Source organism: Methylocaldum sp. GT1BB (assembly GCF_051027545.1).
Lineage (GTDB): Bacteria > Pseudomonadota > Gammaproteobacteria > Methylococcales > Methylococcaceae > Methylocaldum.
Genome location: NZ_CP194902.1, coordinates 1297261 through 1309968, shown reverse-complemented (window position 1 = coordinate 1309968; position 12708 = coordinate 1297261). Strand labels below are relative to the sequence as shown.

Annotated in this window: 15 protein-coding genes; 2 read left to right on the top strand and 13 right to left on the bottom strand. The window is 57.8% G+C overall.

What is annotated here, in order from left to right:
* Window positions 1-25: 25 nt before the first annotated feature.
* A complete protein-coding gene (locus tag ACR2TX_RS07120; RefSeq protein WP_077732015.1) occupies window positions 26-613 on the top strand; it encodes a phosphoheptose isomerase in 588 nt (195 codons plus the stop codon).
* Between the two features lie 4 nt (window positions 614-617).
* A complete protein-coding gene (locus ACR2TX_RS07115; RefSeq protein WP_434131670.1) occupies window positions 618-2006 on the top strand; it encodes an FAD-binding oxidoreductase in 1389 nt (462 codons plus the stop codon).
* A gap of 10 nt (window positions 2007-2016) precedes the next feature.
* Here the strand turns inward: ACR2TX_RS07115 and nadC are convergent, their stop codons facing one another.
* From nadC to ACR2TX_RS07050, 13 genes are all read right to left on the bottom strand, one after another.
* Window positions 2017-2847 (bottom strand): carboxylating nicotinate-nucleotide diphosphorylase, encoded by an 831-nt coding sequence (nadC, locus tag ACR2TX_RS07110; protein ID WP_156881162.1) that lies wholly within the window; start codon window positions 2845-2847, stop codon window positions 2017-2019.
* 22 nt (window positions 2848-2869) lie between these two features.
* Window positions 2870-3247 (bottom strand): DUF1499 domain-containing protein, encoded by a 378-nt coding sequence (locus ACR2TX_RS07105; protein WP_168183767.1) that lies wholly within the window; start codon window positions 3245-3247, stop codon window positions 2870-2872.
* 49 nt (window positions 3248-3296) lie between these two features.
* A complete protein-coding gene (locus tag ACR2TX_RS07100) occupies window positions 3297-4403 on the bottom strand; it encodes a substrate-binding domain-containing protein (RefSeq protein WP_240502622.1) in 1107 nt (368 codons plus the stop codon).
* A gap of 163 nt (window positions 4404-4566) precedes the next feature.
* On the bottom strand, window positions 4567-5598 hold the full coding sequence (locus ACR2TX_RS07095; protein WP_077732019.1) for an OmpA family protein: 1032 nt from the start codon (window positions 5596-5598) through the stop codon (window positions 4567-4569).
* Between the two features lie 128 nt (window positions 5599-5726).
* Complete coding sequence (locus ACR2TX_RS07090) at window positions 5727-6692, bottom strand: PstS family phosphate ABC transporter substrate-binding protein (RefSeq protein WP_156881161.1); 966 nt, start codon at window positions 6690-6692, stop codon at window positions 5727-5729.
* A gap of 77 nt (window positions 6693-6769) precedes the next feature.
* On the bottom strand, window positions 6770-8095 hold the full coding sequence (gene phoR, locus ACR2TX_RS07085) for a phosphate regulon sensor histidine kinase PhoR (RefSeq protein ID WP_086133679.1): 1326 nt from the start codon (window positions 8093-8095) through the stop codon (window positions 6770-6772).
* Between the two features lie 200 nt (window positions 8096-8295).
* The gene (phoB, locus tag ACR2TX_RS07080; protein WP_077732022.1) at window positions 8296-8988 is read right to left on the bottom strand and encodes a phosphate regulon transcriptional regulator PhoB; all 693 of its coding nucleotides are present in this window, start codon (window positions 8986-8988) and stop codon (window positions 8296-8298) included.
* Window positions 8989-9129: 141 nt separating this feature from the next.
* Window positions 9130-9672, bottom strand: a complete 543-nt coding sequence (locus ACR2TX_RS07075; protein WP_077732023.1) for a disulfide bond formation protein B — start codon at window positions 9670-9672, stop codon at window positions 9130-9132.
* Window positions 9673-9747: 75 nt separating this feature from the next.
* The gene (locus tag ACR2TX_RS07070) at window positions 9748-9957 is read right to left on the bottom strand and encodes a dodecin (RefSeq protein ID WP_086133680.1); all 210 of its coding nucleotides are present in this window, start codon (window positions 9955-9957) and stop codon (window positions 9748-9750) included.
* Between the two features lie 36 nt (window positions 9958-9993).
* A complete protein-coding gene (locus ACR2TX_RS07065; RefSeq protein WP_086133681.1) occupies window positions 9994-11040 on the bottom strand; it encodes a formate dehydrogenase subunit gamma in 1047 nt (348 codons plus the stop codon).
* A gap of 1 nt (window position 11041) precedes the next feature.
* On the bottom strand, window positions 11042-11224 hold the full coding sequence (locus tag ACR2TX_RS07060; RefSeq protein WP_086133682.1) for a hypothetical protein: 183 nt from the start codon (window positions 11222-11224) through the stop codon (window positions 11042-11044).
* Between the two features lie 5 nt (window positions 11225-11229).
* On the bottom strand, window positions 11230-11847 hold the full coding sequence (gene fdh3B, locus ACR2TX_RS07055; protein ID WP_077732027.1) for a formate dehydrogenase FDH3 subunit beta: 618 nt from the start codon (window positions 11845-11847) through the stop codon (window positions 11230-11232).
* 290 nt (window positions 11848-12137) lie between these two features.
* Window positions 12138-12707, bottom strand: a complete 570-nt coding sequence (locus ACR2TX_RS07050) for a Uma2 family endonuclease (protein WP_077732028.1) — start codon at window positions 12705-12707, stop codon at window positions 12138-12140.
* Between the last annotated feature and the right edge of the window lies 1 nt (window position 12708).

The window sequence follows — 12708 nt, the reverse complement described above, 5'->3', positions numbered from 1 at the left end:
CGCTACGCAACCTTGATAGCAGGGCATGAATTTACAAGAACGAGTCTTTCGTCAATTCGAGACCAGCGTTGAAGCAAGCCGCGAATCGCTGGCCAGGCTCGGAGAGATCATCGAGATTGCCGGAGTCAGGCTGGCTCAGTGTTTACTCAGCGACGGCAAAATTCTTTGTTGCGGCAACGGCGGATCGGCAGCGCAAGCGCAGCATTTTTCTTCCGAGATGCTGAATCGCTTCGAGCGGGAGCGCCCCGGCCTGCCCGCTATCGCGCTCACTTGCGACACATCGACCTTGACCTCGATTGCCAACGATTATCGGTTCGACGACGTTTTCGCCAAGCAAATCAGAGCCTTGGGCCACAGCAACGATCTTCTCGTCGTCTACACCACCAGCGGCAATTCCTCCAGTATTTTGAGCGCGGTTACTGCCGCCCATGATCGGGACATGTCGGTGCTGGCCCTGAGCGGCCGGGACGGCGGAGCGCTGTCGCCCTTGCTGCTGGAAACCGATATCGAGATCCGCGTACCCTCGGAGACCACGGCCCGAATACAGGAAGTCCACCTGCTGATCACGCACTGCCTGTGCGATTTGATAGACCACCAATTGTTCGGGGACTGATTCCTTGGCTTTACCCAGCGCCTTTTTGAACCAGTTGGCGCAAATTTTCCCACCCGGCTCGCTTTACACGGACCCCGCCGATTGCTGGGCTTACGGCTACGACAACAGCCGCCGTCAAGCCTTGCCGGAAGCGGTCGTTTTCCCGACCAGCCACACCCAGACTGTCGAACTGGCCCGCTTGTGCAACGAACATCGGGTGCCTTTGACCGCGCGCGGCCGCGGCACCGGCACGACCGGCGCGACAGTGCCGTTACGGGGTGGAGTTGTGGCTTCGTTCGAGCGGATGAACCAGATTGTGGAATTCTCGCCGGGCAACCGCTACATCGTCGTCGAACCGGGCCTGACCAATCAGGCGCTACAGGACTTTCTCAAACCGCACGGCTTCTTCTGGCCGCCCGACCCGACCAGCGCCGCCTTTTGCAGTGTAGGCGGGAATCTCGCCTACAATTCCGCCGGCCCACGCGCGGTGAAATACGGCACTCCCCGCGAAAACACCCTCGCCTTGCGAGCTGTGACCGGTTTGGGGACGGAGATCCGTACGGGCGTCTTCACCACCAAGGGCGTCGTCGGGTACGATCTGACCCGGCTGCTATTGGGCTCGGAGGGAACGCTTGCGCTGATTACCGAGGCGACGCTCAAGCTGACGCCGTTGCCCGAAGCCAAACGCACCATGCGGGCGATCTATGCCGATTTGGACCATGCTACGGAAGCCATCACCCGAATCATGGCTCAACCTGCGGTTCCTTGCGCCCTCGAATTCATCGATGGAAACGCAATCGAACTGATTCGCCGTTACTCTCGCGCCGACTTGCCGGAGCGCGCCGGTGCTTTACTAATGGTCGAAGTGGACGGATTTGCCGAGGGAATGGCGGTACAGATCGAGAGCGTGCGGCGCGCTGCTCAAAACGAGGGGCTTCTGGAGTTTCGCGTTGCGGCGACCGCCGATGAAGTCGAAGCCTTATGGCAAACGCGCAAGGCACTGTCGCCGGCGCTGCGGAAGGTCGCGCCGAAGAAAATCAACGAAGACGTGGTAGTGCCCGTCACCGAGTTGCCTTTGCTGATCGCCGGACTAAACGAGCTGTCGCAGCGGTATGACTTGGCGATCGTCAACTTCGGCCATGCGGGAAACGGGAACATTCACGTCAACCTGCTGTTCGATCCCGCCAAACCCGGCGAAACCGAAAAGGCCCACGAATGCCTGGGGGAGATCTTTTCGCTGGTGCTGCGGCTGCGCGGTACCTTGTCCGGCGAGCACGGCGTCGGTCTCGAAAAGAGGGATTACGTTGACCGGGAAATCGACACCGGCGCCCTGGAATTGATGCGCGCCGTCAAACGTCAGTTTGATCCGAACGGCATTTTGAATCCCGACAAAACCTTGCCTTTGGCCGACTGACTCGCAGAGCTCAGGCGGTAATCGAGATCCGCATCGACAAATCGGTTGCTCGAACGTTCTTGGTCAGGGCACCGACCGAAATGTAATCCACCCCGGTCTCGGCGATCTGCCGGATGGTATCCAGGGTCACGTTGCCGGATACCTCGAGCTTGGCACGACTTGCGGTTGTGGTAACCGCTTCCCGCATCATCGCAATCGTGAAATTATCCAGAAGAATCCGCTCGGCGCCGACCGCCAAGGCTTGCTTCAATTCATCGAGATTTTCCACTTCGACTTCGATCGGCACGTTAGCGCCCAGGGCTTTCGCGGCGTGCACGGCTTTTTCGATGGACCCGCAAGCCAGGATATGGTTTTCCTTGATCAAAATGCCGTCGTAGAGTCCCATCCGATGGTTATCACAGCCGCCGCAGCGGACGGCGTATTTCTGTGCCTTCCTGAGGCCGGGAATGGTCTTGCGAGTGTCGAGGACCTTCGCCTTGGTGCCGTCCACGGCTTTGGCATAAGCACGCGCCAAGGTCGCGGTGCCCGACAGAGTCTGTAGAAGATTGAGCGCCGAGCGTTCGCCGGTCAGGAGCGCTCGGGCGGGGCCGCGCATCGCGCACAGCTCGGCGCCCGCCTCGACTTGTTCGCCCTCCGTCACCAGCCAATCGATTTGAACCGAACCGCCGAGCCGGGCGAAAACGGCGGCGAACCAGGCCTGCCCGCACAGCACCATGGACTCGCGGGTGATCACGCGCGCTCTCGCCGTTGCGTGCTTCGGAACAATCGAAGCGGTCAAGTCGCCTGAACCGACATCCTCTTCCAAGAAACGGTCGATTTCGCTTAAATCCAACGGATACATCGTCACTTCCACCGCGTCGCGGTTATCGCCACAAGCCCTCACGCTTCAGCGCTTCGCGCAAGCGCTCGACCCGCCGGCGGTTGACGCCCAAATCCCAATAGCCGACCCGCGACGCGGAGCGAACGTGCATGAGGTGCTCCTCCGGAATAAGCTGGAATTCCACGTCGTCCACGAATCGGAAAAGACGGCTCGTGGCCTCGGCGCGGAGATACCATCGCTCGTTGTCCTCCTCGACAACCCGGGTGCGGGGTTCCGCCCCCAATACGCGCTTCAGGGCCGCCCAAACTTCGTCAGGCGCTATGTCCACGCGAAAGGGACTCGCGTAATGATCCTGATCCCGAGAGAGACTGGACACACAATTGGGACTATCCGGACAATCTGAAATTCTCGACGAAGCCATGGAACCTCCTCGACCCAGTGCTAACGCCGTCAAGGCGAACAGCACGACCTTAGCGAGCCACGCGCTGCGCATCCGGCAAGCTTCGGCTTGCGGCGACCGTGTCGATCGGTGCCGACATCGGCTTTCGCTTCTTCACATCTGCTGCGTAGAGTTTACGTTCTTCCGCGGACATCGGGACCAATCCCAGCTGAGCAAGATAGCCTTTCTCGCCCCACGCTTTGTCATTCGTAAACTCGGCGAGATATTGTTGCAGCCCCTTCACTTTGCCGACATGATCCGCCTTGAAATAGAGGAACAAGGGTCTGGCGATGGGGTAACGGTTTGCCGCAATGCTCTCGACACTCGGGACGGCTCCGTCGATACGAGCGGCATTCAGCCGATCGGTATTGCCCGCATATTGTTTGTACGACACAAACCCCAACAGCCCGGGGTTCTTGGCCAACATGGCCGCTATCGCATTTCCGCTTTCTTCGATATAGGCGCCATCGCTGCGGGCGGTGAAGCAGACTTCCTTATACTTGGCCTTCTGCGTTTCCTTCCAAGCGGCAATGAAGGGAAAACTCTCGCACCCAGCCTTCGAGACGGCCTCTTCGAACAATTCACGTATGCCGGAACCGATCGGCGGAGCGACGACTTCGATCTTCGTATCGGGCAGCGACGGATTGATGTCTTTCCAGGTCTTATAGGGATTCGGGACCAGCGTGTCGCAATTCTTGCATTTAGGATCAGGCACCTTTTTTCCTAAAGCCAAAAACAACTCTTTCCGGGTGATATCCAGCGCCGGCACCTTCTTGGAGTGCGCGAGCACTAGGCCGCTATATCCGATCTTTACCTCGACGATGTTCTTTATGCCGGATGCCTGACAGGCTTCGAATTCCGATTTTTTCATCGGCCTCGAAGCATTGACGATATCGGGAGATTCGCCGGTTTCGGGCTCGCAAAACAACTGAATTCCACCGCCGGTACTGTTCGACTCGACCCATGGCCGTTTGATCTTGCCGGACTTGCTGATTCGGTCGGCCACTGCATCGGCAAACGGCCTAACAACATTCGAGCCGTTAATATGCACAAAGCCGCGCATTTCGGCAGCGGATGCAGCCTGCATCATCAGAGGCGCTGCAAACAATGCAGCGAAAAAATTAACACGCTTATTCACAATTTACCTGCGGACGGGTTGCACGAGGAACGAACCAGCACAATAGCCTAGTTCCACGACATTTTAGTATTAAAACGAGCAGAAAAAACCCGCTCCGGGGAGCGGGTTTTTGATTGACGGCGGTTGCTATTAGGCAACCATGCCGCTTGATATTGCGGTGTATTTATTCACCCATAAAGACCAGCTGAACGCGGCGGTTCTGCTCGCGACCGGCTTCCGTGCTGTTGTCGGCGATCGGATAGTCCTCGCCGTAACCTTTCGCATACAGTCGGTTCTTCAAGCCTGCGGACTTCAGGTAATCTGCCACCGATTGAGCACGGCGCTGCGAAAGCTTCAGATTGTACTGAGAGCTTCCTTCGCTGCTGGCGTGTCCCTGGACTTCGATATCGCGCATTTCGTTTGAAGCAACGAGCTGCTCAACAACACCGTCCAGAATGCTTTTCGCGTTCTCGGTGAGCTCGTCCGAGTTATATTTGAAGTTGACGCCCTTAAGCTCGATTCTGATCGGACAGCCTTGGTCGTCGACTTTCGAGTCAGCCATGGTGCCGGGGCACTTGTCGTCGCAATCGTTCACGCCGTCACGGTCAGAGTCGCGGGCAGCACAATCGTCTGCGGGCGCGGGAGTAGGTTCTGCTTCTGCCACGGCTCTCGGTTTCTCGCCGAAGGGAACAACAAAGCCGAGATTGACGACCATGTCGTGGAAATCGTCTTCGTTCCGGTATACGCCGCCATTTCCTTCGTAGACGTAGCGATAACGGACATCGCCGCGGAGCAGGAAGTTGTCGTGCAACTCATAAGTCGCACCGACGCCAGCCTCGCCGATGAACGATGCGCCGCTTCTGCCGGCTGCGCTGGTATTCATGCCACCGGCGCCGATAACCGCATACGGCGAGAACACATCGCGCATGAAGTAATACTGCAGGTCCACGGTGCCGCCGGTAAGATCGCCGTTATAGCCCTTGCCATTCAGGTGTTGCCAAAAACCTCTGACCTCGGCATTGAAATATTCGTTGATGATCTTACCGATTCCCAAGCCAGCGCCCCAATCGTCTTTCGCATTACGGTCGCCGCCCGGATTGAAGTATGTGCCGAACGGGGCGACATACCACCGATCATCCATAAAATGCTCCTCGGCCTGCACTGCTGTCGCCGCGACGCTTGCTATGCCCAAAGCAATTAGAATTTTTTTCAACATATCCATCTCCCTGTAGTTGGAATACCAACAAGATTTGAAAACTTACAACAGGCACAATCTTAGTCGCGGATCAGCCGCGGCGCAACTGAATTGAAGGAAAATGCTCAATTCAATAGTTCGGCCCAACCTCAGGGTTGCCCTGTGCCAATCAATTTCTGTTCCTTTTTTGCAACATCCGGGGTAACCGGGATGTATCCGTAGCGGCTGGCAATTTGCTGACCTTCCGCCGACAGCACAAATCGGACGAAGTCCGCTTGCACACCCGCTAGCGGTCTATTCGGGCTCTTATTGACATATATATGGAGAAACCGCGTCAGCGGGTAAGCACCGCTAACGGCATTGCGCTCGCTCGGCGCAACAAAAGGCATATTCGCGTCTACCGCCAGCGGTACTGGCTTCACGGATACAGTTGTCGAGTCGCCTCGGCCGTAACCGATGGCATTCAAGGATTCACTCACGGCACCGGCGACCGATCCGGAATCGGGCCGCACCTGAACGAATTCACCCAGTGCGCCTCCGCACAGGACTTGCTCGCTAAAATAATCGTACACATCGTCGGCGGATCCGATCGCAAATACCTGTAACGGCCGGGTTCGCCATTCCCCGATCAAGCCCAACGCTCCCCAGGTCGCCAGGTACTGAGCACCTCGACACATCGGCGAACGCGAGAAAACTGAGCCGGCCTGGGCCAGCGTCATGCCTCGGATCGGATTATCCCGGTGTACGAAAATCGTTACCGCATCGAGAGCGACTCGAATCGGGGTTGGCTTGTAACCGAGTTTTCGCGAAAAACCATCGATTGCCTCGCGGTTCAGCCGATAGCCGACGTAAATCGCATCGCCGCGCGCCTCGTCGAATGCGCCCGGTGAAGCGAGCGAGCGGGCCGGGCGCAAGCGAAGCGTAGCCCCGGCATGATCTCGCTGAAACGCGCTGGTCCAATCCCGGATCAGCCTGCCGAGGTCACTCGCCCCGAGCTCGTCGCTGCCGGCATCCCCGCTGATGGTCTCCGCCCCTTCGGATGATCCGTAGACGGCACCGGCGCCTCCAGCCAAAAGCACCGCAGCGAGAAAGAGGTGAATTCCCTGCCGTATCAAACCCGAAAACCGACGGCTCGGCTGCCCACGCGAGCCGAGACGGACGGAACCGGCAACTCGTCTATCCGCTCTGGATATCACATTCTTTGCGCGAGCTTGGCATCGGTGCGGGAGTCGACCCGCACGATTCGATCTTCGGGGAAACTACAGCTGAAGCAACTGCCCCGCCCGAGCGTGCTCGCAATTTTGAGCTCTCCGCCGTGCCGGGACAGCGCATGCTTGACGATAGCCAATCCAAGCCCGGACCCGCCTTTATTCTTACATCCGTCAACGGCAACCCGGTAAAACCGTTCGGTAAGCCGCGGCAGATGGTGTTGCGCGATGCCCGGCCCGGTGTCCTCGACGTCCAGCCTAGCTCCCTTGCCCTCGCAGCGCCAACGCACGGTAACCCGGCCCGTGGCTGGCGTATATTTCACCGCATTGACGATCAGGTTTGAAAACGCGCTGCGCAATTCCTGCTCGGCGCCCAGCAAATGGGCGTCGGTTTCGAGGACCAGCTCGATGGCGGGGTGTTCGTCGGCCAAGAGCTTGACCTCGTCGCAAATGTCTTGCAGCATCGCCGGAACGTTTATCCGCTTTTGCACCGTCTGATGCGCCGCCGACTCCAATCGCGTCAGTGCAAGAAGGCCGTCGACCAAGCTTTCCATCCGGGCCGTCTGTTCCTCCATGCGCTGAAACACTTTCAGATGCGATTCCGGCAGAGATCCATCCACCTGGCCCAAGGTTTCAAGATAACCTTTCAAGACCGTCAGCGGCGTGCGCAGTTCGTGGGACACGTTCGCCACGAAATCGCTGCGCACGCGCTCCATAAATCGCAGTTGAGTCACATCCTGCGCGACCAGAAGGCGCAAATCTTCTCCATAAGGCACGATGCGAATTTCAAGCTGCATGTTTTCGGTGAGGGGCGATGGAATGCTGACCGTAGCACGATAATCGGCAGTCTGGAGGTATTGGCTGAGCTTCGGATGGCGCAGCAGATTGCCGATCTGCTGGCCGATATCGCCACGGCGCAGCCCCAGCAGGCGCTCGGCCGCTTCGTTGAACCAATCGATTTCATCCCGAGGCCCCAGCACCACGGTTGCATCCGGTAATGCCGCCGTCGCCGTGCGGAAACGCTCGAGCATCCGGATGAGCTGCTTTTTGCGACGCTTGTTGCGTCGCCTCAAGCGATAGATGAGGTAATAGATTTCTTCCCAGACGCCGTTGCCCTGAGGCGGCTGGCCGGATCTGCCGCTGCGCAGCCAAACCAGCAGCCGATTTGCATAAAAAAGCTGTCTCGCCAGATAGGCCAGCAGACAAAACCAGAGCACGACGGCGAAACTGTTCAGGACCTTACCGAGGAAAGTGCCAACTAACAGTGTTAAAAAGAGAAAGGAAAATTCCGATCGCCAGGGGCTCGACATGAATCAGGTTTGGTCAGGGGTTGTAAAAAAACCGTCGCGAGCGGTTCGAGTCCGCGCCGACAAATCGGCAGGAATGCCGATTTGCACGGCAGTTGCCGCCCACAGGGTGCCGGACACGGAGGTCCGGCATGAAAAGCGCAGGCGTACAAAGGGGTACGTTGAGCATCGCAGGTGCGGACTCGAACCGCGCAGTAGGTTTTTCACAAGTTCTCAGAAAAACGGTATCCGAAACCGCGCACCGTCTGGATAACCTCCTCGCGGTCATGTTCGGCCAGGATCTTGCGCAGGCGCCGGATGTGGACATCGACGGTGCGTTCCTCGATGAATGAACTTCGTCCCCAAACCTGGTCGAGCAACTGGCTACGGCTGTAGACCTTGTCGGGATGGGTGAGGAAGAATTCCAATAATCGGTACTCAGTCGGACTCAGAATAACGTGGCTGTCGGCAATGCTAACCCTATGTTCGTCGACATCCAACGCGATCCCGCCAATCTCGATTCTTCCGCCCTTGCCGTACTTGTTGCTACGCCGAAGAACCGCCTTGATCCGCGCTATCAATTCGCGCGGCGAGAACGGTTTGGTGACATAATCGTCGGCCCCGACATCCAACCCCCGGATTTTATCTTCTTCCTCGCCGCGAGCGGTGATCATGATGATGGGAATTTCGCTATATTGTTTGTCTTTCTTGAGACGGCGAGCCCATTCGACGCCGCTCAAGCCGGGCAACATCCAGTCCAATAAAATCAGATCGGGAACCGACTCATTCAAGGCCGATTGCGCCTGGTGGGTATCCGCAACGGCCCTGACGGCGAACTCGGCCTGTTCCAGGACCAAACCAAGCATTTCACGAATCGCATCTTCATCTTCGACAACGAGCACGTTTATCACGGACATTCTCGATACTCACTCCTTCGGATAATCGTTCAATGTACGTTGCAAATGTGACCTTTCCGTGACATGTGTATCGGCAAAGCCACAACTGTCGAATCTCGCCATCATTATCTAATGATGCCTTAATGCTTCGCGTTAACGCCTTCAGCGAAACGGCAGTTCGCTCTTAGTCGAAAAATATCGTTGATCTCCACGCACAGCCGAACTGTTCCAGAATTGGGTAAGGCTGAGCAGCGCCAAGATGAAGAAGCTGATCAACACCCAGGCGGGCATACTGAGCCCGAGCAGCGTCCAATCGACTTTGGCGCAGTCTCCGGTCCCGTTCAGCATCGCCTTGAGGGTCTCGGTCAAGGGAAAATACTGGAACATGTATTCCAATCCCGGACCGCAGGCCGGCACTTCCTCCGGCGGCAAATGCTGCAGCCAGACATGCCGGGCCGAAACCGTTCCGCCCAGCACGGCCATGACGAACCCAAGAATCGCGTAGACCTTGACCCCAGTCCTCTTCGGATTATGCAGAACCGCAACCAGCATCACCAATGCGACGGCGAAAACCATGATGCGCTGGGACACACATAGCGGACAGGGCTCCAGCCCGCCGGAAAATTGGAAATAAAGAGCGGCCGCGAGCAGCCCCATGCAAAACAGAAAACCAACGAGAAAATAGAATCTGGGCTTGAAAACCATGTGAATTCCCGAAAATTAGAAAGCCTTCGACCACGAAGGGCGATTTTGGACGTCCATACGAATGTAGCGGTTGACTCAGTCTTCGATCCGAAATCCGACCTTCAAGACCACTTGATAATGGGCGATTTTGCCGTTGGCAATCTGCCCCCGCGTTTCGACAACTTGGAACCAGTCCAGGTTCTTGACCGTTTTCGATGCTTTTTCTATGGCATTTCGGGTGGCCTCGTCCGTTCCGTGCGGCGAAGTCCCGACGATTTCGATCAGTTTATAGACACGGTCCGTCATAGCCATCACTCCTTCAGGTAAGAAAATAAAGAGACATCACGAGGCGATGTGGCTCGTCTCCGGAAGGGGCGGCCTGTCGGGAACCGAAGAGCCGGATTCGTCCGCGGCGAGTTGCTCGCACCACAAATCATGATGCTGAATCGCCCAGCTCTTGTCGACTCTTCCGCGCACCATGCCTTCGAGTGCTCCTTCCGTCCCGATCGTGCCTATATAGATGTGTCCCAAGGCTCCCGCCATCAGAACCAAAGCGAAAACGACATGAATCAGATGCGACAGTTGCAATAGCCAACGTTCCTGGCCGAAATTGGGAAAATCCAGCAGCAGACCGCTCGCACTCACCGCCAGCCCGCCGCCCGCCAAAATCCAGAACCACATTTTTTCGCCGGCATTCATGCGTCCGGCGGACGGATGGCGATCGCCGACCATGCCTCCGAAGGCCCTGAGCCAGTCGATATCGATCCGGCTCGGAAGATTGTCCCTGACCCACGCGACAAACATGAGCAACAAACCGACGATGAACAAGGGGCCGATGAAGTTGTGCAGCAGCTTGGCAATCTCGGCGTAGACGGAAAAGGCCTTATGCCCCACGAGCGGAATCAGCAGCGCTCGACCATAGAGCAAACTCAAACCGGTAATCGCCAGAAAAATGAACAGCAGCGCCGCGTACCAATGCAGAACCCGCTCGGCGAGCGTCCAGCGCACCAGGGTTTCGCCGGATCGGGGCTGGCTGAGCTTTACCTGTCCGCGCCAGAGATAAAACGCTCCGAGCGCGAAAACCACAACTCCCAAGAGAACGCCGCCGTAGCTCGCTATGGGGCCGTTCCGGAGCCGCCGCCAATTCTGGCCGCCGCCCTGGATCAGAACGTTCGTCTCCTGTCCCTTGACCGCGGTGTAGCCCTGAACGCCTTCCCGCACCTGCCGCCAATAGTCGGATCTGGGATTCACCACCGATTCAGCCTTGTGCAGTTCGTGTCTCTCGCCTTCATGGGCTCGCAGCGTTCCAGAGATCGCCAGCAGAACCAGCATGAGCGCGAAAGCCGACAAAATCCGCCAAAACGACGCTTTTTGAACTTGAGTCATCATGCTAACGGTCGCTCTGTACGGTCTTGAAGCGCAATCTCAACTGTTCCCGCCGGTAGCCCGCATCGCCCATGTGGCGGTCTTCCTTGCCTTTATATTCATGAGCCCGGTGCAGAGTCACGTCCGGATCTTCGTAACAGCCTTGCAGGATTGGAATGATCAGCAAGAACAGGCCAAGCCGTCTCATGCTGCCTACCCTTCCTTGTAAGCGGTCTCCCAGCCCCAGGGCTTGCCCTGCGGCTGGCGCTGCAAATCCGGATTGTCGTTGCCGGCGCGGCGAACCACCCGTTCGCGGAAGATGTCTGCCACCATGTCGGCGTCGCCCGCGAGCAGCGCCTTGGTGGAACACATTTCGGCGCAGAGGGGAAGCTTGCCCTCGGCTAGACGATTCCGGCCGTATTTCTTGAACTCTTCCTCGGAATGATCCTGTTCCGGACCGCCGGCGCAAAACGTGCACTTGTCCATCTTGCCGCGCGCGCCGAAAGCGCCGTCCTGCGGGTATTGCGGAGCACCGAACGGACAGGCGTAGAAGCAGTAGCCGCAACCGATGCACAGGTCCTTGTCGTGCAGCACTACGCCGTCCTCGGTGGTGTAAAAACAGTCCACCGGACAGACCGCCTGGCAAGGCGCATCGGAACAATGCATGCACGCGACGGAAATGGTTTTCTCTCCAGGCAATCCGTCGTCCAGCGTGATCACCCGCCGACGATTGACGCCCCAAGGGACTTCGTGCTCATTTTTACACGCGGTGACGCAGGCGTTGCATTCGATGCAGCGCTCTTCGTCGCAAAGAAACTTCATTCGGGCCATGGTTCAAATACGTTTGGATACAATAAATTCGAGAGTAGGGTGGGTTAGGCGCGCACTGCCGCGAACCATTTCGCGGCCACCGGTCCTCTGCGCGCCGTAACCCACCGGTTCCGCGGCCTTGCGTGGTGGGTTACGGCGCGCGAAAGCACCACAGGAACTTTACTGGTTCCGTGCGATGCGCGCCTAACCCACCCTACAACACGAATCGGAACGTTGTTTTCAGCCATACCCGCAACTTAAAGGCATTGACCTTTTACTTTACCCCTTCAAAACCCGTCCCCTCGGAGTCCTTACGTCCATAGCTCCGCCAACGAAAAAGTGATGGCGTCAAACGGCCGCATCGATACAGGGTCTTCGTCTTTCAGCGTAGCCAGCAGCACCCAAAAGCCCTCGCGCAACTCGAACGCTTCCAGGGTCCGCTCGAGCGGGTCGACCAGCCAGGCATGAGCCACGCCGTAGCGGGCGTACAAAGGCAGCTTGATGGCGCGATCTTTTTTCTCGGTGCCGGGCGAGAGGATTTCGCACACCCAATCGGGCACCACTTCGAAGCGATGGTCTCTCGGAATCTCCGGCATCCGCTCGCGCCGCCAGCCGGCCAGATCGGGCACGGCGACCTCGGTATCTCGGACGAAGTGGACCTCGGGTTCCGGAAGAATCTGCCAACGACCGGAGCCGCTTCGAGTTTTGCAAAAAGGAGGTACGAGTGAGCAGAGCAATCCACCTTTCACCAGATGCTGTGGGCCTGTGGGGCGGGTTTCGGTATACAACCGAGCGCCGAGCACTTCCCCGACCAGATTTTCCGGCAAGGCGAGCAGACATTCATACGACGTCGGCACAGCAGCGCTGTGACCCTGAGTCATG